Below are 23,086 nucleotides of genomic sequence, written 5' to 3' on the forward strand. Positions count from 1 at the left end.
ACGTCGCGGACGTGTCCTGGCCACCAGGACGACGTCTGGGCCACCGAGGCGCCGTCCGGGCCGAGTTCACCGCGTACGCGCGGGCGTACGGGATGTGTCCGAAAGGGCATCATGCGGGGTGCCCCGACCGCTTCGTCCGCTGATCAAGCGGCTAGCCTCCGTACACATGACCGATCTTCAAATTCCTGACCAACTTGCGGACAAGGGCGCGAGACCCCCGGCCCGCCGCGTCCTGTGGTTCGCCGCGGGCGCCACCGCGGCGTTACTCCTCGCTGACCTCGGGACGCGTGCCTACAACCACTACGACTCCATACCGACCATCCGCAAGCTGGTGAACGTCGACGTCGAGGCCAACCTGGCGACGTGGTGGAACAGCACGCTGATCCTTGCCGTGACGGGCGTGGCGCTGATCGCCGCGCTGCTCAGCGGGCGCGACGCGCGCCCCGGGCGGTTGTCCTGGCTGGGCCTCGCCGCCGCGACCGCGCTGCTCAGCATCGACGAGTCGGTCTCGTTGCACGAACGCCTCGGCGAGGTCGGCAAGTCGTGGAAGGAGTGGGCCGGGGGGTCGCTGCCCACGCACGCCTGGGTGCTGCCCGGCGCGCTGCTCGCGGTGACGGGCACGGTGATCGCCGTGCTGTGGGCGCGCAAGCTCCCACGTGACCTGCGGAACGGGATCCTCGCCGCACTCGGGGTGTATCTGGGCGGGGCACTGCTGACGGAGGCGTTCAACGGCTGGGCGCTGGAGAACGGGCACAGCCTTGTGCTCATGCTCGGGACGCTCGTCGAGGAGGGGCTGGAGATGAGTGGCTGCATCGTCGCCCTCGCCGTCCTCAGCCGGTACGTGGTGTTCGAGCGTGACCCGGAGTCGGGGCGCGCGCAGGTCAGGCTGCGGGACAACTAGGGGGTTCTGTCTGGCCGTTCGGGGTGGGGCCGGGCCGTCAACGGCGGAGGGAGTCGAGCCACTCGTCGCCGTTCCACAGGACGGGCATGGCGCCGACCGGTTCGAACCGGATGTCGGGGTCGTCGCTCTGGACCAGGGCGAAGAAGCGGCGCCGCCCCACCGCCGCACGGCGGGCGAGGGCGGCGATGATGTCGAGCACGCTGTGGGCGTCCTCGGGGCACGCGGCGGCGAAGCGGTCGTAGCCCGTGAAGGACAGGACGAGTCCGGCGCCCGCGGGGGAGTCGTCGTACGTGCCGGAGAGGGCAACGTCGCCGAGCCAGTCGTTGAGCGCGGCCAGGTTGCGTCCGTAGTGGGAGGGGAACTCCAGGGCCGCGGCCAGGCCTTGGTGCATGTCCTGCGCCGTCGTCCAGCCGCTCGCCGCGATCCGGACGACGCGGAAGCCGTGGCCCTCAAGGCGCTGGACGGCCTGGTCGAGGAGTTCGCGGCACCAGAAGAGCGTCACGAACGTGCCGCTCATGTACGGGAGATCGGGGCGCCGGGCCCTCACCTCGTCCGGGGTGGGGCGCCGCGCCGGGTCGTTCTTGAAGGCGTCCAGGAGCCGGAAGAACTCTTCGAGGGGTGTGGAGTCGGGCGGCGTGCGGCGTTCGATCTCCGCGGCCCAGGTGAGGGAGCTGTCTTCGCCGTAGTGCTCGTGGAGCCAGTCGGTGAAGTCCGTCTCCGGCCAGAAGGCGAAGGGCTCGGTCTGGGCGTGTACGGCGAGTGCCGCGCCGTAGCCGGTGAGGAGCGAGTCGAGGTGCTGCAGCGAGGTGCCCCGCAGCCACATGCCGGGCCGCAGGCGGATCTGCTCCAGGAGGTCGTACACGTCAGAGCACTCCCGCACGTGGCGGAAGGCGGTCGCGGAGCTGTTCTCGGTCGGCATGGAGCCAGCCTACGGAGACGGGGCTTTGCGTTGCGTGGCGGGCCGGGGGCATGGTGCCCCGTGGCAGCGGCGGTGCGGATGGCTCACGGGCAGGCGGGTCCCGTCGGGAAGCGCCCGCGCACCCGCTCAACAACCGCACCCCGGCACCCTTTTGTATCCTGCACGTATTTGCGCCCTGATCCGTGCAGCCCTGATCCGTGCAGCCCTGATCCGTGCAGCCCCGATCTGTACAGCTCCCGATCCGTCCAGCCGAGAGGCCAGCACCGTTGAACACCGGCAGCTACTACGAGCCCATCGACGCGCACCGCTACAAGCCCACCGCTCACGCCGGTGGTGCCTGGAGCGAGGACGAGCAGCACTTCAGCCCGCTCGGCGGCCTCATCGTGCACGCCATCGACCGGCACCTGGCCGACCGTCCGGACCAGGGTCTCCTGATGTCGCGGATCAGCTTCGACATCCTCGGGCGGCCCGCCCTGGACGAGTGCGAGATCCGCGTCGAGACCGTCCGGCCCGGCCGCACCATCGAACTCGTCGAAGCCGTCGTCCTCATAGGTGGCCGCCCCGCGGTCCGGGGCCGGGCCTGGCTGCTCGCCGCCCTCGACACCACCGCCGTCGAGGGCGGTGCCGGCGACCGCCTCACGCCGCCCGACGCGCTCACGCCCTGGGAGATGGGCTCCGTGTGGCCCGGCGGATACATCGCCTCCGTGGACGTACGCCCCCTCGCGCCCCCGCAGCCGGGCCGCACCACCGCGTGGATCTCCACCGACCTCGACCTCGTCGCAGGGCAGACCATCAGCCCGCTCGCGTCCTTCCTCGCGCTCGTCGACACCGCCAACGGCATCGCCGTGCGTCAGCCGCCCACCGCCTGGATGTATCCGAACGTCGACCTGACCATCCATCTGCACCGCCAGCCCCGAGGCCGCTGGACCGGCCTCGACACCACCGTCACCTTCGGCCCCACCGGGCAGGGCATCACCAGCACCGTCCTGCACGACCTCGACGGCCCGGTCGGCACCGCACAGCAGATGCTCACCGTCCGCCCCCTGTAGGTCCGTCCAGGCGGGCGACGGTCACCGGGGCCGGCCCGAGGGCGATGTCAGAGCCCGCTGATAGCGTGCCGCGTCCGAGTTGAAGATCATGGGAGGGGACGAGGGCCGTGCGGGACGTGACACGCCATGAGCTGGGGGAGGAGCGCCTCTCCCAGGCACTCGACGACATCACCGGGCGCACCCGGGAGCGGTGGCGGTGGATGCGGTACGACGATCCGGCGCCCAGGAAGATGCGCGAGACGGGGGACGAACTCCTCGATCACGTCGCGGCCCGCACCGTGGCGGGCGGCGTGCTCGACGAGAACGCGCGTACGGCGCTGCGGACCGCCGCCGAATGTTTCCTGGGGGAGTTGAGCGTCGGCTGTTTCCCCGGCGGTGACCAGGAGGTCGTTCTTCCGCTCATCGGTGAGCAACTCAGCAGTGACGACATCGGGTTCGGTGACGTCGTCGCGTACGGCAGCGGGACCGGGCAGGGGCCATCGGCCCGGACGTGGCTCGACACGTTCGGCGTGTGCGTGGTCAGCGGGCTTGTGTGGGACTGGCAGCGGGTGATCGGGCTGCTGTTGCGGAACGACTACGCGCCCGCGATCCGTGACGGGGTGCCGTACTCGACGCTGCCCTCGCGGTCGGAACCGGCGGACCTCGCCGCGATGGGCGCGCTGTGCGGCTACCTCACCGAGGCCAAGGGGCACCTCCCGCGCGACTGGCCCACCGTGCCGCTGTGCAAGCCGGACACCGACGTGCGCGCCGAGGCCGCCCGGCAGTTGGACGGAGTCGGCGCTCTTCCGTCCGACCACCGGCTCCTGCGCGTCCTCCTCGACGACGACCAGGACGCCTTCGAGGAAGCCCTCGCGGCCCGGCTCACCGAGCATCGGGAGAGCGTCGGCGCCGACCCGGCCCCCAGGACCCTGCTGCCGCTCGGCCCCCTTGCCCTGGCCGCCCTCGCGGTCCAGGCGCACGGGTGGGAGCTGCGCGTGCGGTCCAGATATCTGCCGGGCGACCTGGTGGGTTCCCCGGACGCCCTGCGGCGGGAGCGGGACGGCGCGGTGAACAACCTGGGGAAGTGGGCAGCGAAGTAGCCCGCGCGGACGCCCCACGCGCCCGTACACCGTCCAGCCGCCCGCGTGTTCTTACCTGTTCTTGTCATTGCTTTGCCGTCCCTCTGAAGTCGCCCGGCCACTGTGGTGATCACAGGAGAGGAGCAACGATGACCTACCAGAACACGGTGCGGCGGACAGTGCTGGCTGTGAGCATGATGGCGGTGCTCGCCACGGTGACACCCACGGCGGCGGCCGCGCCGACCGAGCGGGCGAGCGGCCCGACGTGGTGCCCCACCGTGGACGACCACCGGGTGGACTGCGGAACGATCACCCGTCCCCTCGTCGCCGGGAAGCCGCAGCTCGGCACGGTCGACGTGAGCTACGCGGTCGTACGGCACTGGGGTCCCGGTGCCGCCAAGGGCACCGTGGCCGTGAACCCGGGAGGTCCCGGCGAGGTGGCCGTCGACCGGGCCCCCGAGTTCGCCATGGGCCTCAACAAGGTCCTGAAGGACCACGACGTGCTGCTCGTCGACCCGCGCGGCACCGGCAGGTCCGAGCGCATCCCGTGCGGGGTGACCGACGTCGAGTACCGCTACGGCACCCGGCAGCAGCAGCGCGACGCCGTCACCCGCTGCGCCCGGAACCTCGGCCCCAAGGCCGAGGGGTACACCACGGCGGCCACCGCCGACGACATCGACGCCGTCCGGGCCCGGCTCGGCGTGCAGAAGCTGACGCTGTACGGGCTGTCCTACGGCACGTACCTGATGCCGGTGTACGCGAGCCGGCACCGCGAGCACGTGCGGTCCATCGTGTTGTCCGGGGCGTACCCCCTCGGGTTCGACCCGCTCGTCCGCCCCAGCGCGCAGGCCGTGTCGCTGGCCCTGCAACGGATCTGCGACCGCTCCGTCCCCGCGGCCTGCGACGGCAAGAAGGCCGTGCGGGACCTGCGCACCACGGCGTCGCGGCTGCGCGAGCGGCCCATGGACGTGCCGTTCGAGGCGGCCGGGGACCGGCGCAAGCTGCGCTTCACCGAGGGGCAACTCGCCAATCTGCTCTTCGAGGCCGCCAGCAGCGGAGCGGGAGCGGTGCCGGGCGAGCCGTCGCTGCTCGGCAGCATGCCGCACGCCCTGGACCGCTTCGTCCACGACGACCCCGCGCCGCTGCGGCGCCTGATCAAGGACGAGGCGTCGGCGGTCGGCAAGGAGGACCAGGCACCGTACGTGGCGGTGGTCTGCAACGACTACCGCAAGGCGTGGTCCACGAAGGCGTCGCAGGCCGAGCGGTGGCGCCAGTACCGCGCGGCGCTCGCGGCGACCAGGCCCGGAGAGCACGGGGCGTTCAGCGCCAAGGGGTTCACCGAGGGCCCGACGGACGGCGGTGACGTGTGCATCGGCTGGCCCAAGAAGAACACCGCGAGCCCGCAGCCCACGCACCCCGGGATGCCCGACGTACCGGTCCTCGTGATCTCAGGCGACCTCGACGCCAACACCCCCGACGCCAACGGCCGTATCGCCGCGCGGCAGTTCACGAACAGCGAGTTCCACTCGGTCCGCAACGTCGGGCACGTGCCCGACCTCGAACAGAGCGGCTGCGTCACAGGAGTCACCGCGCGCTTCATCCGGACGGGCACTTCCGGCGACACCTCGTGTCTGAAGGGCCTCCCGCCGATCGCCGTCGCCCCCGTGCGCCGCTGACGGGGCCACTGCCGTGACCACGTCCACCACCAGCGAAGATGTCCCCATGACGAACGTTGTCGAGTCCCACCGCACCGTGCTGGTCGTCGAGGACGACCCGGGGGTGCGCAGCACCCTGGAGCAGCTCCTCCGTTTCGAGGGCTACCACGTCCTCGTGGCCGCCGACGGGTTCGGTGCCCTGAGCGTCCTGGAGGAGCGGCGGCCGGATCTCGCCATGGTGGACGTGGTCATGCCGGGCCTCGACGGCCTCGAACTGTGCCGGATGCTCCGCAGGCGCGGCGAGCGCCTGCCCATCCTCGTGCTCACCGCCCGCCACCAGATCGGCGACCGCGTCGCGGGCCTGGATGCCGGGGCCGACGACTACCTGGCCAAGCCCTTCGCGACGGAGGAACTCCTGGCCCGCATACGTGCCTTGCTGCGCCGCACCGACCCGCCCGCGGACGCGGGCCTCCTGCGGGCCGCCGACCTCACCCTGGACCCCGCCGCACGGCGGGCCGAGCGCGGTGGTGCGTCCCTGGACCTCACCAAGACCGAGTTCGACGTACTGGAACTGCTGCTGCGGCACCAGGGAGCGGTCCTCACCCGCACCCAGATCTACGAGCGCATCTGGGGCTACGACCTCGACAGCTCGTCGCGCTCCCTCGACGTGTACATCGGCTATCTGCGCCGCAAGACCGAACAGGGCGGCGGCGAGCGCCTGATCCACACCGTGCGCAACGTCGGCTACACCATCAGGCCCGCGTGATGCTGCGCACCAAGATCACCGTGCTGGTCGTCGCGGCCGCCGCGCTCGCCATCGCTGTCACCGCCTTCGCGTCCTTCCGCAACGTCAGCGACGTCGTCGGCGACGAACTCGAACGCGGCCTGGAGGACCGCACCGACACGGTCGTCACCCTCCTCGCCGCGGACCGCACCCCGCCCGAGCGGAACGACATGATCGAGCAGGTCCTGTCCCCGCAGGGCGCCGTCCGGCCGCTGGCACCGGGGCGGACGGAGCTGCCCGTCTCGGCCGGGGACCGCCGCGTGGCCCGCACGGGCGAGGGCAGCAGCCGCCAGGACGTCGTGGTCTCCGGCACCGAGTACGGGATCCTCACCCGGCCCCTGCCCGACGGCGGCGCGGTCATGGTCGGCCAGAGCTACCGCGACGCCGTGCGCCTCGAACGCGACTTCATGTGGCGCATCTCCCTCACCACGGCCGCCGCCACCGGCCTCTCCGCCCTGCTGGGCTGGCTCGCCGTCGGCCGGATCCTGCGCCCGGTGCGGCGCCTGGTCCGCACGACCCGGCGCATCACCGGCACCCAGGACCTGTCCACGCCGCTGCCGCCCGCGGGCAAGGACGAGATCGGCCAGCTCACCCACAGCTTCGACACCATGCTGAGCGCACTGCGCCGCTCCCGCAGCCAGCAGCAGGAACTGGTCCACAACGCCAGCCACGAACTGCGCACCCCCCTCACCTCGGTGCGCGGCAGCGCCGAACTCCTGCAGCGCGCCCGGGGTCGGCTCGACCCCAAGGACGAGGAGAAGATCCTCGCCACCCTGGTCACCGAGGCCGTCGCCCTCGACGACCTCGTCCGCGAACTGGTCGAACTCGCCACCGACCGCTACACCGAGGACGAGCCCACGAGCGTCGACCTGCCCACCCTGGCCGAGGACAGCGCACACCGCCACAGCCGGCGCACCGGGCGCGCCATCACCGTCACGACCACTTCTCTCAGCCGGCCCACCCCGGTGCACGCCCGGACCCGCGCCCTGCAGCGCTGCGTCGACAACCTCCTGAACAACGCCGTCAAGTTCAGCCCGCCGGACACCCCCATCACTCTGCACGTCGACGGATGCCAACTGTCCGTCCGCGACCAGGGCCCCGGCATCCCGCCGGACGAGCGACAGGCCGTCTTCGACCGCTTCTACCGGGGGCCCGGCACCCAGGCCACGCCCGGATCCGGTCTCGGGCTGGCGATCGTCCACGATCTCGTCGAGGCGGAGCACGGCACGGTCTTCGCCGCCGAGGCGGCCGGGGGCGGCGCGGAGGTCGGCTTCCGGCTGCCGCCGCGGACCGGGGGCGACGACGGCTCGCTGCCACCCGCGTGAGGCGTCCTGACCAGGACCGCGTGTCTCTGACATGCTGCCGTCGTGCGCGTACTGATCGTGACAGCAGGGAGCTGGGGCGATGTCGCCCCGTACACCGGGCTCGGCGTGCGGCTGCGTGCCGCGGGCCACGAGGTCGTCCTCGCCACGCATGAGCGTTTCGAAGAGGCGGTGACGGTCCACGGCCTGGGCTTTCGGCCCCTGCCCGTCGACCCGCGGCAGGAGCTGGCCTCCCAGGTCGGCCAGGGTCTGGCGAAGGCGGCGAGCCCGCCCGTGGAGCTGGCGCGCATCTCGCGCATGGCACGGGCGTTCATGCCCCGGCTGACCGTCGGTGTCGCGGACGCCGTCCGCGAGGGCGCCGACGTCGTCCTGAGTTCGACGGTCACCGACCCGATGTGCGCGGCGCTCGGTGAGGCGCTGCGGGTGCCGAGCGTCGGGGCGTACCTCCAGCCGATCCACCCCACCGGCGCCTTCCCGCCGATGATGACCGGGGCCCGCTCGTTCGGATCGCACGGCAACCGCCTGGCCGCGCTGGCCCTGTGGGCCGCGACGGACCGGATCTTCGCGCCCGCCGTCGGCGCGCTGCGGCGTGAACTCGGCCTGCCGCGGCGGAGGTTCGGCGGTCCGCTGGGGCTGCCCCGCGGGCGCACCGTCCTGCACGGCTACAGTCCGACGGTCGTGCCCCGGCCGGGGGACTGGCCCGCGGGGCACGAGGTGTGCGGCTACTGGTGGCCGCACACCCCGCCCGACTGGCGGCCCGACGCGCGGCTCGCGGACTTCCTCGACGCGGGCCCGCCGCCGGTCTTCGCGGGGTTCGGCAGCTTCGTCACCGCCGACGCCGAGCGGCTGAGCACCCTGCTCGCCGACGCCATGCGCCGCGCCAAGGTACGCGGGATCATCCAGGCCGGGTGGAGCGGCCTGCACGCCGAGAACGACGACCTGATCACCGTGTCGGAGGTGCCGCACGCCTGGCTGTTCCCCAGGACCGCCGCCGTGATCCACCACGCGGGCGCGGGCACGACGGCGGCGGGACTGCGCGCCGGAACACCCGCCGTCCCCGTGCCCGTCCAGCTCGACCAGCACTTCTGGGCCGCCCGCCTGCACACACTCGGCGTGGCGCCGCGCCCCCTGCGCTACCAGCGCCTGACCGCGCCCCGCCTCGCCGACGCCCTCACCGCCGCCGTCCACAGCCCTGCCCTGCGGACGCGCGCCCGCGACCTCGCCGCCGTCCTCGCGCGCGAGGACGGCGTCCGGCAGGTCGTCGCGGCCCTCGACCGGCTCGACTGAGCGGCTCGGGTGAAGTTCGCTGCGGTGGGGAAGCGCCCCGAAGGGGCGCGGGGAACTGCGCGACCAGCCACGACGGCGCCGCGGCAGAACGACGGCGCAGCGCGGCACTTCCAGCGAAGCGCTCAGCGCTCAACCAGCCCTGTGCTGCCCGTGATCAGCGCCTCTGCCGCCCGTGCTGCGGCGAAGCTGAGGCACCGGCCAGCTCCCGCGGCCCGTAGGAGGCGTGCTCGGCGCCCGTGGCCAGGGCCCAGTAGCGGTCGCCGAGCGACCAGTGCCACCACTCGGTGGGGTAGTTCACCAGGCCCGCGGCGCTCAGCGCGGCCCCGAGGATCCGGCGGTTCTCGCGTGCCTCGGCGCTGATGTTGTCGGCCCCCGTGTAGCAGGCGCCCGCGCTCTCCTCCGGGGAGGCGTTCATCCGGGTGCCCAGGTCCCGTTCGCGCCCGTCGGCATCGGCCAGCGTCAGGTCGACGGCGGCGCCCGCGCTGTGCGGCGCGATGGCGGGCGGGGAGACGTAGCGGCTCGCCGCCGCGTGGATCCGCTCGGCCGGCCAGTCCGGGTGGAGCGCCCGCAGCTCGTCGCCGTACTCCTCGAAGTACGCGCGCTGCAACGACAGCGGCCGGTAGCCCTCGACGAACAGCAGCCGCAGCCCGTCGGGGAGCAGCGTCTGGGCCTCAAGGAGCCGGTCGACGACGCCTTGCCGCAGATACGCGAAGGCGTCGGCCGGGTCCTTGAGGCGGTCGTCGACCAGCAGGGCGGCCTCGCCCCGCACATCCACCAGCGGCTCACCGCATTCCCGTACGGGAGTCGAGGTGACCTTCGGATCGGACATCAGGATGATCTCGCTCATGGCGCGATCATCTCCTGCGGCGCGGTCCCGTCGTGAGGGCGGCCCCGGCATGCCGTCGTCCGCCGACGTACGCACTTGCCCTGGAGCGCACTCCAGCTCGTAGAGTCACGGCACTCGCGAGGACCACGGGGGCCATGAAGGCCGAGGGGCGCGGGGACATCGACGACCACGAGGCCAAGGAGAGTCGCATGCGCCACCGCGTACTGGGCGGTACCGGGATCCAGGTCAGCCCCTACTGCCTCGGCACGATGATGTTCGGCGCCGTCGGCAACACCGACCACGACGACTGCGCCCGGATCGTGCACGCCGCGCTGGACGAGGGCATCAACTTCGTCGACACCGCCGACATGTACTCGGCCGGGGAGTCGGAGACGATCGTCGGCAAGGCCCTCAAGGGCCGCCGCGACGACGTGGTCCTCGCGACCAAGGTCCACTTCCCGATGGGGGAGGGGCCCAACCAGGGCGGCAACTCCCGGCGTTGGATCGTCCGGGAGGTGGAGAACAGCCTGCGGCGGCTCGGCACGGACTGGATCGACCTGTACCAGGTGCACCGGCCGGACCACACGACCGACATCGAGGAGACGCTCTCCGCGCTGACCGACCTGGTGCGCCAGGGCAAGATCAGGGCGTTCGGCTGCTCGACGTTCCCGGCGGACGAGATCGTCGAGGCGTACCACGTCGCCGACCGCCGGGGCCTGCAGCGGTTCCGCACCGAGCAGCCGCCCTACTCGATCCTCGCCCGGGGGATCGAGAAGCAGGTCCTGCCCGTGGCGCAGCGGCTCGGCATGGGGGTGCTGACCTGGAGCCCGCTGGCCTCGGGCTTCCTGACCGGCCGCTACCGCAAGGGCCGGGCGCTCGACCTGAGCAGCGGACGCCCCACCCTGAACCCCGACCGCTTCGACCCGTCGGCGCCGCGCACCGCCGCGAAGCTGGACGTCGTCGAGCAGCTTGTGGCCGTGGCCGACGAAGTGGGCTGCACACTGCCGGAGTTGGCGACCGCCTTCCCGCTCGCGCATCCCGCCGTCACCTCGGTGATCATCGGCCCGCGCACGATGGAGCAGCTGCGCGCCACGCTCAAGGGTGCCTCCGTGGCCCTGGACGACGCCGCTCTCGACCGCATCGACGCGATCGTGCCGCCCGGAACCGACGTCTATCCTCCGGACGGCGCGTGGACCCCGCCGTCGCTCACCACGCCGTCGCTGCGGCGCCGCGCGGCCGGGGCGAGGGCGGCGGTCCGAGGCCTCGGTGGGGATTGAGGGCGCCGGATCACGTCAAGAGACCACACCAGGAGACCGGGGCGAGAGATCCGGACGAGAGATCGGGGTGATCGACTGTGGTGACGCGTCGTACGGTGATCAAGGCCGCGGGGGCCGGGACGTTGGCGACCGGGCTCGCCGCGCCCGCCGCGAGCGCCACCCGGGCGCGGGACGGCGACGTCCTCGCGGTCGTGGAGAAGAGCAGCCACGCGGTGAGCTTCTACGACGTCGCCTCCGGGCGGCGCCTGCACAGCGTCCAACTGCCCGACTATCCACATGAGATGGTCGTCGACTCCCGCCGTCGCTTCGCCTACGTCGGGCACTACGGCGTCCGCATGGCCTCCACCGTCGGTGCGGGCGGCGCTGCCGTCCTCGTCGTCGACCTGGCCGAGCGGACTCTCGCCCGGACCATCGACACCCGGCCGTTCAACCGGATCCACGGCATGGGCATCGACGCCCACGACCGGCTGTACGCCCTGAGCGAGGAGAAGGCCGTCCTGCTCGGCTTCGACGCCCCGGCCACCGACACGGCCCCGACCAGAGCGGTGCCCACGCACGGCGTGAAGACCCATCTCTTCTCGCTCACACGCGACGGCGAACGCGCCTACGTCACCGGCCTGTTGTCGCACACGGTGAGCCTCCTGCGCCCGCACGACGCCGCCGTCCCCCCGCTCCTGGTGACCCCCGGCCAACTGCCCGAGAGCAGCTGTCTGAGCCGGGACGAGAAGACCCTGTTCGTCGGCGCCCGCAAGAGCCGGTCCCTGGTCGCCGTGGACGCGCGCACCATGAAGGTGCGCCGCAGCCGCACGGTGGGCGGCGACCCGCTGCGGGTCTACACCCTCGACGACGAACGGCTGTTGGCGACGGACATCGCCGCCGACACCCTCACCGTGTTCAGCACCGACCTGCGCCCGATCCGCTCCCTCCAGCTCGACGGAACCCCGGCCGCCGTGTCCTTCCACCCCACCGAGCCACGCGCGTACGTCTCCCAGCTCGGCAACAACCGGGTCGCCGTCGTCGACCTGGACCGGCTCACCGTCGTCGGCGGCTTCGCCACCCAGCTGGAACCGGACTCCTCGGTACTGCTGCCCGCCCCTGCCTAGCCCTGCCGCCCCACCCGCTCGACACGTCGCGAACGCCCGCTCGACGCCCGTGGGTCCGGCGTGGCTGGCCGCTGCCCCGCGCTGCCGCTAACGTGGCGACATGTCGAATGACCTGCCCGACCTCAGGGCATCGCACGAGGATCGCGACCGCGTCGTGGACACGCTCCGGGTCGCCGCCGGAGACGGCCGGCTCGACGCCGAGGAACTCGACATGCGCCTGGAGCGCGCGCTGTCGGCCAAGACGCTCAGCGAGCTGGCCGAGCTCACCACCGACCTGCCGGGCGCGCCCGCCGTCCAGGCCAAGGACGTGCTCGTGGTCGAGCAGCACGGCGGCAAGTTCGTCCGGGAGGGCCGCTGGACGGTGCCCGCGCGCATCGAACTGCGCACGCAGGAGTGCCGCGTCACCCTCGACTTCACCCACGCCGTGATCACCTCGGACGTCCTGCGCATCGAGACGGACATGACGCACGGCAAGCTGGTCTTCGTCGGCTCACCGGACTTCACGATGGACACCGACGGGCTCAATCTCACCTACTCCAAGCTGAAGCTCCGTCCCAAGAAGACCGCTGCCGAGCCCCGGCTCCGCATCGAGCTGGTCGGGAAGCTCCTGCACGCGAAGATCGTGGAGCGGCGCAAGTGAGGTGAGATCGGGGGACGTACGCATGATGATGTACGGATGACAGATCTTCCCCAGGGGCGCGTCACCCGGCGACGGGCCGAGCTGTTCGACGTCACCCCGGCCGCCGAGGGCGCGTCGCCGACGACCGGTTCCGGCGCGGACCGGTTCAGCGGGCCCGCCACCGGCGACGAGCGCGCGCTGCTCGTCGGGGTCCTCGCGGCGCAGCGCGCGACGCTGGCGCTCAAGTGCGCGGGCCTCGGAGCGGAGTTGGCGCAGCGGTCGGTCACCCCCTCCACGCTCTCCCTGCTCGGCCTGGTGCGGCACCTCGCCGACGTGGAGCGCCGCTGGTTCCGGCGGGTGCTCGCCGCGGCCGACGCGCCGCCCCTGTTCTCCTCACCGGACGAGCCCGACGCCGACTTCACCGGAGCGCTGCCCGACCCCGCCCGCGCCGCGGCGGCCTGGGAAGCGTGGCGCGCCGAAGTCGCCTTCGCCGAACGCTTCGTGACCGACGCGCCCCATCTCGACGTGTGGAGGGCACGGACTCCTGGCGCGGCACCGTGTCCCTGCGCTGGGTCCTCATCCACATGGTCGAGGAGTACGCGCGCCACAACGGCCACGCCGACCTGCTGCGGGAGCGGATCGACGGGGCGATCGGCCTCTGAGGGGGCGCGGGGCCCGGGAGATGATGTTCGTCCCAGCCCTTCCGCGCGGCCGATCCGCGCACGGGCGCTACCGAGGAGACCTCTCCATGACGAACCAGCCTCCGCCCGACGGGGCTTCGGCCGACGGCTCCGCGCAGGGCGGCTCCGCACCGGACGGCTCCGTGCCCGCCGGGCCTGTTGGAAAGCCCTCGCGCCGCTGGATACTCCGCGCATCGGTGATCGGGGTGACGGCGGCGCTCGGCGGTGGGCTCGGAGCGGGAGCGGCCTTCGCGTCCCCGAGCGACACGTCCGTCCCCCTGCCCGCGGCCACCGGCCCGCACCCGGTCGGCACCCGCACCTTCCACCTCGTCGACGACCGCCGCGAGGACCCCTTCGCGCCCACCCCGACACCGCGCGAGCTGATGGTCCAGGTCTGGTACGCGGCCGCCGGGCACCGCGGTCTCGAACGCGCCCGGTACCTCACGCCCGGCCTCGAACCGGTCGTCGAGCGGCGCTTCGAACTCCCCGAGGGCTCCCTGGGGACGGTGCGCACCGGCGCCTGGCAGGACGCACCCGCGCACCCGCGCCTGCACCGGGCCCCCGTGGTGTTCTTCGGCCCGGGCCGCCAGGACCCCGCCGCCACCGGCACGGCCTTCGCCCAGGACCTGGCGAGCCACGGCTACGTCGTCATCGGCGTCAACCACACCTACGACGGCCCCACCCAGTTCCCCGACGGCCGGATCATCCCCCAGAACCCCGCCACCGGCGACCAGGCACTCCTGCGCAAGTACTCCGACGTCCGCGCAGCCGACCTGAGCTTCGTGCTCGACGTCCTGACCGGACAGCGCGCGACGCGGCTGCCCGCGGAGTTCTCACGGACGCCGCACCACACCGGCTTCGGGGTGTTCGGGCACTCCCTCGGCGGCTCCGCGGCCGCCGAGGCACTGCGCACCGACCCGCGCTTCACAGCGGGCGCCTGCCTGGACGGCGCCCTCCAGACGGACGCGGTGAAGACGGGACTGGGGCAGCCCTTCCTGCTCTTCACCGAGCCGATGGAGCTGCCGACCTGGACCGACTTCATGGCCCACCACACGGCCTGGGGCCGCCGCATGGTCCTCGCCGGCGCCCGCCACTACAGCTTCAACGACCTCGCCGCCCTCGGCGTCGGGCTCCGGCTCGACCAGGCATGGACCCCCGAACGCCACGCCAGGTTCTTCGGCACGGCCGAGGGACGCCGCTCGCAGGCGGTGACGGGTGCGTACGTACGCGCGTTCTTCGACCACTGGCTGCGCGGCCGCGCCACGACCTCACCGTCCCTGGACGCACCGGACGCCGACTACCCCGAGATCACGATCGGCTGGACGTCCGGCAATTGACCCCGTCCCGCCCGCCCCCAGGGGCCTACGCCCCGGCTCCGTAGTGCCCGTACTCCGGAAGCCCCACCGCGTCGAAGGTGTGCACGGAAAGGCCACCCGGGGTCGTCCGGTGGTCGACGAGCCGCAGTCCGGCCGGCGTGCCGCCGTCCGGGAACAGCCGTCGGCCCTGGCCCACCACGACCGGCGCGATGACGAGCCGCAACGTGTCGACAAGACCGGCGGCGAGCAGGGACTGGGCCAGCAGGGCACTGCCGTGGATCTGAAGTTCCCGCCCCGGTTGCCGCTTCAGCTCGGCGACCTGGGCGGGGATCTCCCCGGACAGGATGGTGGTCGGGTCCCAGTCGGCCTTGGTCGGGCTGTGCGCGGCCACGTACTTCGGCAGGCCGTTCATGATGGGCGCGAAGGGATGGTCGGTCATCGTCGGCCAGTCCCGCGCGAAGTTCTCGTACGTGCGACGGCCGAACAGCAGCGCGTCCGCCTCGGCGAGCCACGTCCCGGCGAGGTCCACGAACTCCTCGTCCATGTGCGGCACGAACCAGCCGCCCCGCGTGAACCCGTCACTGGTGTCCTCGTCCGGAGCCCCCGGCCCCTGCGAAACCCCGTCGAGCGACAGGAACTCCTGCACGACCAGCTTCATTGCACACCACACTCTCTTCGGCCTCAACGGCCGATTCGGCATCTCCGCGGACGGGGCGTCGCGTCGACCTCGACAGGGAGACGCGATCGTCCCACTCCTGAGACTCCGTGGAGCGCAGACACTCATCGGTGTCGGCGCGGCGTGTTGTGTGCTCGGCGCCGCCAAGAGTCCAAGCCCGCCCTCGTACGAGTCCATGTCGTCGGGGTGCGCCGCTGAGTACAAGTGGAGGGCGTCACCGAGCCGCGAAACCCTGTCAAGCCGCGCACGTCGGTGGCCACCTCTTCCTCGACACCCCCACCGAGAGGAACAGCACATGCCAGTCCGGACCCTCCGCCTCAGTGCCGCAGCAGGCGCCGCCGCGGGCCTGCTCCTGCTCTCCCCCCACACCGCCTCCGCCTCCACCGCCGACGTCGGCGGCGGGAACGTCTCCGTCAGCTGGTCCCTGCCCGGCACCCCGTCCTCCGGCCTGACCAACATCAACTTCCCCATCACCGTGCGGCCCGCCACCGCGCACAAGGCGGGGATCTACTTCGCCCAGCAGTACGACTTCGCCAACGGCATGGGCTACACCGGGCTGCAGCCCAGACCGAACAGCGGCGGCAAGGAGCGGCTCTCCGCCCGCTTCTCGACCTTCACCGAGGGGGCGACCACCTCCGACCCCAACTGCCACGAGGGTGCGGACGGCGGGCCCGGCGTGACCTGCGCGGTGGACTTCGACGGCGTGTACGGGCACCGGTACGACATCAAGGTGCAGCGGACCGGGACCGACACATGGACCGGCACGGCCAGGAACACGGTCACCGGCGTCTCCACGCACCTGGGCACCTACTCCCTGCCGTCCGGCAGCGGGAACCTCAAGGGCTCCCAGGGCGGGTTCGTCGAGTACTACGCGGGGATCCCCAGCTGCGCCGAGATGCCCAGGTCGGACGTCGTCTTCGGCGGGCCCACCAGCACCGACGCGGGCGGCCTGAGCGGCACGTCCAGGGCGAACTACGAGTACAGCGACTGTGTCGGCGAGGCCAACTATCGGGCCGAGAACGACGGGGCGGGTACGCACATCACCCGCGGGTTCCTCTCCTAGACCGGATCTGGCCGGACCTGGCCGGGCACGTGGCCGGACTGCGTCAGGAGGCGTCGCAGCCAGCGCGTGCGGGCGTCACGTGCGTCCCGCGTGACGGCCGCACGCGGCGCGATGCCGTCGAAGCCGTGGTACGCGCCGGACCACACATGCAGTTCGGCCTGGCCACCGGCCTGCCAGATCGCGTTCGCGTACGCCACGTCCTGGTCCCGGAACATCTCCGCCGAGCCGACGTCGATGTATGCCGGGGGCAGGCCGGAGAGGTCCGTGGCGCGGGCGGGGGCGGCGTACGGCGGCAGGTCCGCGGAGCCGTAGCGGTCGCCGAGGAGCGCCTGCCACGCGGTGGCGTTCGAGGTGAGGTCCCACAGTCCGGTGCCCGTCATCTGGCGGCAGGAGAACGTGGTGTCGCGGTCGTCGAGCATCGGGCACAGGAGCAGTTGCCCGAGGGCTCTGGGGCCGCCCCGGTCGCGGGACAGGAGGGCGAGTGCCGCGGCGAGCCCGCCGCCCGCGCTCTTGCCGCCGATGACGACGCGGTCCGCGTCGACGCCGAGGTCGGCCGCGTGCTCCGTCGCCCAGACGAGCCCGGCGTAGCAGTCCTCCAGCGGCGCCGGGTACTGCGCGCGCGGCGCGAGGCGGTACTCGACCGAGATGACGGCCAGGTTCAGCGGGAGCACCCACTCGTCGAGGATCCGCGGCAGCACGGACCACGCGTTGCCCATGACCATGGCGCCGCCGTGCAGGTAGTAGAGGAGCGGCAGCGGCCCGACGGCCCCCGCCGGTCGCGCGCTCACCAGCGTGACGTCCGGCGCGCCCGGCGGCCCCGGCACACTCAGCTCCGTCACCTCGAACCGGCCGTCGCCGCGCAGGTCCTCGACCGTCGGCCGGGGCCGGGCCGTGGCGTCCCGCTCCTGCCGGGCCGGCAGGTTGCCCGGGGTGATCGACTCCCAGGACGCCCGGCCCAAGGCGTCGAGGACGGGGCCCAGTTCGGGGTCGAACGGGGGCGCCGCGGGCGGCGGCGTCGGGACCCGGCCCGGTCGCGCGGGCGTGTGACGGTCACTCATGAATCACTCCACGGTGGGGTAGGGGGGGCCTGCGGGGGCGCCACTACGCCCGCCACACCGTCATGTCGGCGGTCAGGAAGCTGATCCCGCTCTTCGGCAGCGCCGTCGACTTCACCTGGACCACCAGCAGCGCGATGTCCCCGGAGGGGTGCTTGACGCAGATCTCGCTGCCCGCCGCCACGGCGGCCAGGGGGAGACGGCGGCTGTCGGCGCCGCTGAGGGCGATGCGGCAGGACTCCTGGGTGGCGCCCGGCTTGCTGTACAGCATGGTGATGAAGCTGGTGTCGCTCTCGATCGAGCAGTTGGTGTCGTCGCAGTCGAAACGGATGTCGCCCTTGCGGTCCTTGCGCCTGACCGGCTCCTTGATGCTCAGCGAGTTCTTCTCGTCGAGCCACTGGAGCGGGTACGGGATGCCCCGCGGCGGCTCGGGCGTGTTCGACGAGGACCCCTTCCCCTCCGGCTTGTCCCCGTCGGCCCCCGGCTCCGACCCGTCCGACCCCGCCCCGCCCGGCTCCGCCCCGGAGCCCGACCGCGACGAGGACCCGTCCGACCGGCCGGACGCCCCGGCTTCGGCCGTCGACGACCCGGCGGCCTTGCGGTCCCAGGACCCGTCCCGCGCCTCCACGACCGTCCACGTCACACCGCCGAGCACCAGCGCCCCCGCCGTCATGGCCGCGGCGGTGATCAGCGTGGTACGTCTCCTGCGCACTCTCCGGTCGTCCGGCCCCTCCGGCCGGGTCCTCGCGACCAGCGGCGTCGTGAACACCGGAGTGGGGTCGGGCACCGGCGCCGGAACCCTCACCTCCGGTCCCATGACCTCCCGCCAGATCTCCGGCCCGGGGCCCGGGTCCTGGCCGAGCCGCTGCCGGCACCAGTGGACGATCTCCGCGGGCGTGGCCCGCCGCGCGGGATCGGCGACCAGGCACCGGGCGATCAGCGGACGCAACTGCGCGGGCAGCAGGGACAGGTCGGGCTCGGAGTGCACGATCCGGTACAGCACGCTGACGGAAGGGCCGTCCCCGTAGAGCGGCTCTCCGAGCGCCGCGAACGCCGCCGTCTGCCCCAGCGCGAAGACATCCGTCGCCGCCGTGACCTCACCTCCGGACGCCTGCTCCGGAGCCATGAACTGGGGCGTGCCGACGGCGGAGCCCGTGACCGTGTGCGAGGTGATGTCGGAGGCCAGCGAGATACCGAAGTCGATGACACGCGGCCCGTCGGCGGCGAGCAGCACGTTCGACGGCTTCAGGTCCCGGTGCACGATGCCCGCGCCGTGGATGGCCTGGAGCGCCTCGGCCACTCCCGCCACCAGCCACAGCACCGCGGACACCGGCAGCGGACCGCGCCGCGCGACGGCGTCCGCGAGGGAGGGCCCGGGCACGTACAGCGTGGCCAGCCAGGGCGGTACGCCGTCCGCGTCGGCGTCGATCAGCTCGGCGGTGTAAGCGCCACGGACCCGCCGGGCGGCCTCCACCTCCCGGCGGAACCGCCGCCGGAACTCCGGGTTGTCGGCGAGCTCGGGCCGCACCACCTTGATCGCCACCGCGCGGCCGCCCCGCGTGTGCGACAGATACACCCGCCCCATACCGCCCGCGCCCAGCCGGGCCGCGAGCCGGTAGCCGCCCACCAGCGGTGGATCGTCCGCCTGCAACGGCTTGAACACCTCGGCCGGATGATTCATCGGCGCTCTTCCCCCCGTCACCAACTGGCCAGCGGATGGGTGCTGACCAGCGACAGAAGCTTAAACGGACGGCAAACGGGGGCGTACGGGGGTGGGTGGAGGGGGACCGGGAGCGGTCCGCCCCTCCTGGCGCCTACGGAGCCCGAGTCGTGTCGGCGGCGGGCGCGGGGCCGCCGAGGCGCGCGGCACGGCGCGCCCCGACGAGCAGCAGCACGCTCGCGAGCAGGATGACCGGCGAGGGCGAGGTCCCGAGGACCACGATGTCGCCCACGGCCCAGACCCCCAGGACCCACGCGATGAACGCCGGCGGCACGATGCCCCGGCGGTCCAGCCACAGGACCGTCAGACCGATGAGGACCAGCGGTGGTCCGAAGCTGTTCCAGCTCAGCCAGTACGCGCTGTTCGCCGAGCTCATCGCGGAGAGGTCGTCGCCCCACAGCTCCCCGCCGAACCAGTCCCCGGCGTGGCTGCCCGCTTCCTCCACGGTCAGGGCGAGCAGCGTGTGCGCGGCTCCGAATATCGCGATGAGCCAACCTGCCCACTTGATCATCCGAACTCTCCATTCTCGTGGTGGAGCTGCCCGGGGGCGGCTTCCGCCCCTGTCGAGTCAGACACAGCGGGCCACGGGATCGCCTCAGCGGCGGGCGTCCGGGTCGCCCCGTGTCCCGAGCCGTTCGGCGAGGAACGCGATGATCTCGTCGCGGGCCCGCACGGTCGGGTGGCCCTCCTCGTCGACCAGATGCGCGGTGACGACACTGTGGGCGCAGCCGACGCTGTCACGGAAGAAGGGCGGAGGGTCGGTGTTCGCCGCCTCGTCGGGCAGCACACGGCCGTCGAACGCGTCACCGAGCAGCGCACGGTACGCCGCGAAGCGTTGACCCGTGCACCACTTGTCGTTGGTGAAGCGGTACGCGAGGACCTTCAGACCGTCGCGCTCGACGCGTTCGGCCACGGCTGCGGCGTCCTCGGAGCCGATCTCCAGGCCGCCGGGGTCGTCGAGCGGCAGCGACGGATGGTTCACCACCGGTGCGACGACCGCCGGTTCCAGGGCCATGGTGAGGGCGAAGTTACCGGTGAAGCACAGGCCCACGGCGCCGACTCCGGGCCCGCCGCGCTCGGCGTGCGCGATGCGGGCGAGACCGCGCAGCCACGAGACGACGGGGCTGGTCCCGCCACCGGCGAACGCCCGGAACTCGGCGCTGACACAGGCACGGCGCACGACGGCCTCGCCCGCGTCGACGAGCGGGTAGGCGCCGTCGGTGCCGAACAGGGACGGCATGTAGACGGAGAAGCCCGCGTCGCGCGTCCAGCGGGCGAACCGCGCGAGGTCGGGGCTGATGCCCGGCATCTCCGGCATCAGGACGACGGCCGGTCCCGACCCGCACACGTACACGGTCCTGCTGATGTCATCGACGCTGACGGTCCTGCGGGAGAAGTCCCCCAGGAGGTCGTCGCGCTGCCCTCGCACGGTTGTCATGAGGCACAGGATGGCGAGATGCTGCCCGTGGCGAGAAGCGGCGAGATCGCCATGCTTCACGGTGATCTCGCCAAGGGGCGTGGCCGGCCCGCGCCCAGGTCGGCCGAAGGGCCGAAGTACCGAAACGTGGGAGGCAGTCGCCGCATGGTTCCGCTGCGTGTGAGTGTGCTGGCCTACCCCGGCTGCTTCGGGTCGGAGGTCTTCGGCGTCCTCGACCTCCTCACCATGGCCGGGCATGTGGCCGCCGCGCGCGGAGCGGGGGAGCCGTCGTACGAGACGTCCGTCGTCTCGCCCCGCCGAAGGGTGACTGTGTCCGGCGGCACGGGCATCGGCGTCTCGGCGATGCGCCCCGCGGACGTGCTGATCGTCCCGGGCTTCGAGATCTCACCGGCGCTCGACCTCGACACCGCCCTCGCGGACCTGAAGCCCGAAGTCGCGGCTGTCCGCGCGCAGGCCGCCGCAGGGACCGCGGTCGTGTCGATCTGCGTAGGCGCCTTCCTCCTCGCCGAGGCCGGGCTGCTCGCGGGGCGTGCGGCGACGACCTCATGGCTGTACGCGGACCGGTTCGCGCGGCGCTACGCCGATGTGGACGTCCGCTCCGAGCAGTTGGTGGTGACCGACCGCGGCGTGACGACCACCGCGGCCTTCAGCGCGATGTACGACTTCGCGCTCCGCTTCGTCCGCGAGCACGACGGCCCCCGCGTGGCCCGCAGCACGGCGCGCATCGCCCTGCTCGACGACGCCCGTGCCACGCAGTCCGCGTACGTGGACGTGGGGCTCCTGCCCGCCGTGGGCCGAAGCTTCTCGCTCGGCGTGAAGCGGTGGCTCGACCAGAACCTCGGGGAGCGCTACGACCTGGCCGCCCTCGCCAAGGAGTTCGGCGTCAGCACCAGGACCCTGCTCCGGCGCTTCGGCGACGAGGCCGGCGAGACCCCGCTGTCCTATCTGCACAGCGCGCGGGTCCGCCGGGCCCGACACCTCCTGGAGACGACCGACCGCACCGTCGCGAGCGTCGCCGCCGACGTCGGGTACCGCGACCCCGGCGCCTTCGCCCAGGTCTTCGCCCGCCACACGGGCCGGCAGCCGAGCACGTACCGTGCGGCCTTCCGCCGCCACGAAACGCCGGAGCCCCCGGCGCCCACCGGAACACGGCACGCGCCCACCCGAAGCGAACCCGCGCCTAGGGCTTGACCCGCGCCGCGATGGCCCGCGCGCACGCCATCGACTCGGCGTGCCCGGTGTCCACCTCCACGTCGTACACCATGCCCCGGTGGACCGCGTCGGCCTGCGACGCTGCCATCCCGACGACGCGGTCCCCACGCGCGACCTCACGGTCCGCGGCGATCGCGCCGTCGCACCGCACGCCGACCCAGAGCACGGGCAGCTCGCCCAGCGCCTCCTGCCACCGCCGCTGCGACTCGGCACCGCTGAGGAACACCTCGTCGACGATGATCCGCGCCCCCGCACCGGCCATCGCGGCGAGCCCCGCGATCCAGGCCCCCTCCAGAGCCCGGAACTCCGGCCCGAGGACGACTTCACCGTCCGGGCCGAACTCGATCCCCGCGTCCGACGCCCGCATCGCCGCGGGCAGCGCGTCGACGAACGTGTCGACCCCGAAGGCCAGCCACGGCTCCGGCAGGACGGCCTGCAGACACCGCACGATCCCGGACTTCCCCGAGCTGGAACCACCATTGAGAACGATCACCTGGGTTTTCACGGCGCCACAGTAGGCACACGTCGACACCGCACCAAACGAATTCCACCGGCGGTCAGTGCTGGACGAGGCCCCCCACCGCGACCGGCGCCACATGCCCGGTCGGCGGCTCCGTCCGTGCCAGCGCGAGACCGACGTCGACCAGCGACGACCGCCGGAGGCGGGCGACCTCGGGGATCGGGGTCCAGCGTGACTCGGCGATCTCGCCGTCCGGCTCGGGGCGGAGGTGGCCGCCGGTGACGCGGCAGCGGTAGAAGACGCCGACGTTCTGGTGGTCGGGCAGGCCGGGCGCGCGGTCCGAGGCGGGGATCACCCGTGAGTCCACACCCAGGAGGCGTTCGACCACCGCGTCGCAGCCCGTCTCCTCGGCGACTTCCCGGATCACCGCGTCGAACGGGTCCTCCGCGTGCTCGACCCTGCCGCCCGGGAGCGTCCAGTTGGACACCCCGCTCGGCGACACGTGCCGGGCGAGAAGCACCCGGCCGTCCTCGACGCACACGGCGTACGCCGCGAGCCGGAAACTCATCCGATTCCTCCTGCTGGACGCCGATACGACGTCCGTACTCTGCCTGAGATCGGCCCTCGGCGGCGCGAGGGGGCGGGGCCGGACATCTGTGGGTGCTC

Annotated in this window: 22 protein-coding genes and 1 pseudogene; 14 read left to right on the plus strand and 9 right to left on the minus strand. The window is 72.7% G+C overall.

The window, feature by feature from the left end; genetic code table 11:
* The first annotated feature begins 166 nt into the window (after positions 1-166).
* The gene (locus AB6L24_RS18925) at positions 167-901 is read left to right on the plus strand and encodes a hypothetical protein (RefSeq protein WP_405656640.1); all 735 of its coding nucleotides are present in this window, start codon (positions 167-169) and stop codon (positions 899-901) included.
* A gap of 37 nt (positions 902-938) precedes the next feature.
* Here AB6L24_RS18925 and AB6L24_RS18930 read toward each other — a convergent pair whose 3' ends face one another.
* Positions 939-1,820 carry a barstar family protein gene (locus tag AB6L24_RS18930; protein WP_405656641.1) on the minus strand — a complete coding sequence of 294 codons (882 nt, stop codon included), beginning with the start codon at positions 1,818-1,820 and terminating at the stop codon, positions 939-941.
* Positions 1,821-2,086: 266 nt separating this feature from the next.
* On the opposite strand from AB6L24_RS18930, the gene AB6L24_RS18935 reads away from it, so the two are divergent.
* The 6 genes from AB6L24_RS18935 to AB6L24_RS18960 all read left to right on the plus strand — a co-directional run bounded on the left by AB6L24_RS18935 (position 2,087) and on the right by AB6L24_RS18960 (position 8,975).
* Positions 2,087-2,869, plus strand: coding sequence for a thioesterase family protein (locus tag AB6L24_RS18935; protein WP_405656642.1), 783 nt, complete (start codon positions 2,087-2,089; stop codon positions 2,867-2,869).
* 107 nt (positions 2,870-2,976) lie between these two features.
* A complete protein-coding gene (locus AB6L24_RS18940; RefSeq protein ID WP_405656645.1) occupies positions 2,977-3,948 on the plus strand; it encodes an immunity 49 family protein in 972 nt (323 codons plus the stop codon).
* Positions 3,949-4,076: 128 nt separating this feature from the next.
* Positions 4,077-5,603 (plus strand): alpha/beta fold hydrolase, encoded by a 1,527-nt coding sequence (locus AB6L24_RS18945; protein ID WP_405656646.1) that lies wholly within the window; start codon positions 4,077-4,079, stop codon positions 5,601-5,603.
* A gap of 46 nt (positions 5,604-5,649) precedes the next feature.
* The gene (locus AB6L24_RS18950; RefSeq protein ID WP_405656647.1) at positions 5,650-6,348 is read left to right on the plus strand and encodes a response regulator transcription factor; all 699 of its coding nucleotides are present in this window, start codon (positions 5,650-5,652) and stop codon (positions 6,346-6,348) included.
* Complete coding sequence (locus tag AB6L24_RS18955) at positions 6,348-7,691, plus strand: ATP-binding protein (protein ID WP_405657225.1); 1,344 nt, start codon at positions 6,348-6,350, stop codon at positions 7,689-7,691. The genes AB6L24_RS18950 and AB6L24_RS18955 overlap by 1 nt, the downstream gene beginning before the upstream one ends.
* 42 nt (positions 7,692-7,733) lie before the next feature.
* Positions 7,734-8,975: a glycosyltransferase gene (locus AB6L24_RS18960; RefSeq protein WP_405656649.1), complete on the plus strand. Its 1,242-nt coding sequence runs from the start codon at positions 7,734-7,736 to the stop codon at positions 8,973-8,975.
* Between the two features lie 154 nt (positions 8,976-9,129).
* On the opposite strand, the gene AB6L24_RS18965 is transcribed toward AB6L24_RS18960, so the two are convergent.
* Positions 9,130-9,822 carry a M15 family metallopeptidase gene (locus AB6L24_RS18965; protein ID WP_405656652.1) on the minus strand — a complete coding sequence of 231 codons (693 nt, stop codon included), beginning with the start codon at positions 9,820-9,822 and terminating at the stop codon, positions 9,130-9,132.
* Positions 9,823-10,010: 188 nt separating this feature from the next.
* Here AB6L24_RS18965 and AB6L24_RS18970 point away from each other — a divergent pair, with 188 nt between their 5' ends.
* The 5 genes and pseudogenes from AB6L24_RS18970 to AB6L24_RS18990 all read left to right on the plus strand — a co-directional run bounded on the left by AB6L24_RS18970 (position 10,011) and on the right by AB6L24_RS18990 (position 14,817).
* Positions 10,011-11,078, plus strand: a complete 1,068-nt coding sequence (locus AB6L24_RS18970; RefSeq protein WP_405657226.1) for an aldo/keto reductase — start codon at positions 10,011-10,013, stop codon at positions 11,076-11,078.
* A gap of 80 nt (positions 11,079-11,158) precedes the next feature.
* On the plus strand, positions 11,159-12,181 hold the full coding sequence (locus AB6L24_RS18975) for a YncE family protein (RefSeq protein ID WP_405656653.1): 1,023 nt from the start codon (positions 11,159-11,161) through the stop codon (positions 12,179-12,181).
* A gap of 100 nt (positions 12,182-12,281) precedes the next feature.
* Positions 12,282-12,821, plus strand: a complete 540-nt coding sequence (locus AB6L24_RS18980) for a DUF1707 domain-containing protein (protein WP_405656654.1) — start codon at positions 12,282-12,284, stop codon at positions 12,819-12,821.
* A 36-nt stretch (positions 12,822-12,857) separates the two neighbouring features.
* A pseudogene (locus AB6L24_RS18985) lies at positions 12,858-13,462 on the plus strand (DinB family protein).
* An 86-nt stretch (positions 13,463-13,548) separates the two neighbouring features.
* Positions 13,549-14,817 (plus strand): alpha/beta hydrolase, encoded by a 1,269-nt coding sequence (locus AB6L24_RS18990; protein ID WP_405656656.1) that lies wholly within the window; start codon positions 13,549-13,551, stop codon positions 14,815-14,817.
* A 25-nt stretch (positions 14,818-14,842) separates the two neighbouring features.
* On the opposite strand, the gene AB6L24_RS18995 is transcribed toward AB6L24_RS18990, so the two are convergent.
* Complete coding sequence (locus tag AB6L24_RS18995) at positions 14,843-15,454, minus strand: dihydrofolate reductase family protein (RefSeq protein ID WP_380849021.1); 612 nt, start codon at positions 15,452-15,454, stop codon at positions 14,843-14,845.
* A gap of 313 nt (positions 15,455-15,767) precedes the next feature.
* Here AB6L24_RS18995 and AB6L24_RS19000 point away from each other — a divergent pair, with 313 nt between their 5' ends.
* The gene (locus AB6L24_RS19000) at positions 15,768-16,535 is read left to right on the plus strand and encodes a hypothetical protein (RefSeq protein WP_405656657.1); all 768 of its coding nucleotides are present in this window, start codon (positions 15,768-15,770) and stop codon (positions 16,533-16,535) included.
* Here AB6L24_RS19000 and AB6L24_RS19005 read toward each other — a convergent pair.
* The 4 genes from AB6L24_RS19005 to AB6L24_RS19020 form a co-directional block, all read right to left on the minus strand.
* Positions 16,532-17,593, minus strand: a complete 1,062-nt coding sequence (locus AB6L24_RS19005) for an alpha/beta hydrolase (RefSeq protein ID WP_405656659.1) — start codon at positions 17,591-17,593, stop codon at positions 16,532-16,534. The two genes, AB6L24_RS19000 and AB6L24_RS19005, sit on opposite strands and share 4 nt — an antisense overlap.
* 43 nt (positions 17,594-17,636) lie before the next feature.
* Positions 17,637-19,271, minus strand: coding sequence for a serine/threonine-protein kinase (locus tag AB6L24_RS19010; RefSeq protein ID WP_405656661.1), 1,635 nt, complete (start codon positions 19,269-19,271; stop codon positions 17,637-17,639).
* A gap of 133 nt (positions 19,272-19,404) precedes the next feature.
* Positions 19,405-19,821, minus strand: a complete 417-nt coding sequence (locus AB6L24_RS19015; protein WP_405656663.1) for a DUF6463 family protein — start codon at positions 19,819-19,821, stop codon at positions 19,405-19,407.
* An 84-nt stretch (positions 19,822-19,905) separates the two neighbouring features.
* Positions 19,906-20,748: a dienelactone hydrolase family protein gene (locus tag AB6L24_RS19020; protein ID WP_405656665.1), complete on the minus strand. Its 843-nt coding sequence runs from the start codon at positions 20,746-20,748 to the stop codon at positions 19,906-19,908.
* A 144-nt stretch (positions 20,749-20,892) separates the two neighbouring features.
* Between AB6L24_RS19020 and AB6L24_RS19025 the strand changes: the two genes are divergently transcribed.
* A complete protein-coding gene (locus AB6L24_RS19025; protein WP_405656667.1) occupies positions 20,893-21,939 on the plus strand; it encodes a GlxA family transcriptional regulator in 1,047 nt (348 codons plus the stop codon).
* On the opposite strand, the gene cpt is transcribed toward AB6L24_RS19025, so the two are convergent.
* Positions 21,929-22,465, minus strand: a complete 537-nt coding sequence (gene cpt, locus AB6L24_RS19030; RefSeq protein ID WP_405656670.1) for a chloramphenicol phosphotransferase CPT — start codon at positions 22,463-22,465, stop codon at positions 21,929-21,931. The genes AB6L24_RS19025 and cpt overlap by 11 nt on opposite strands.
* 52 nt (positions 22,466-22,517) lie before the next feature.
* The gene (locus AB6L24_RS19035) at positions 22,518-22,988 is read right to left on the minus strand and encodes an NUDIX hydrolase (RefSeq protein ID WP_405656673.1); all 471 of its coding nucleotides are present in this window, start codon (positions 22,986-22,988) and stop codon (positions 22,518-22,520) included.
* Positions 22,989-23,086 lie beyond the last annotated feature (98 nt).

The sequence above is a fragment of the Streptomyces sp. RK9 genome (assembly GCF_045070545.1).
GTDB classification, from domain to species: Bacteria; Actinomycetota; Actinomycetes; order Streptomycetales; family Streptomycetaceae; genus Streptomyces; species Streptomyces alboflavus.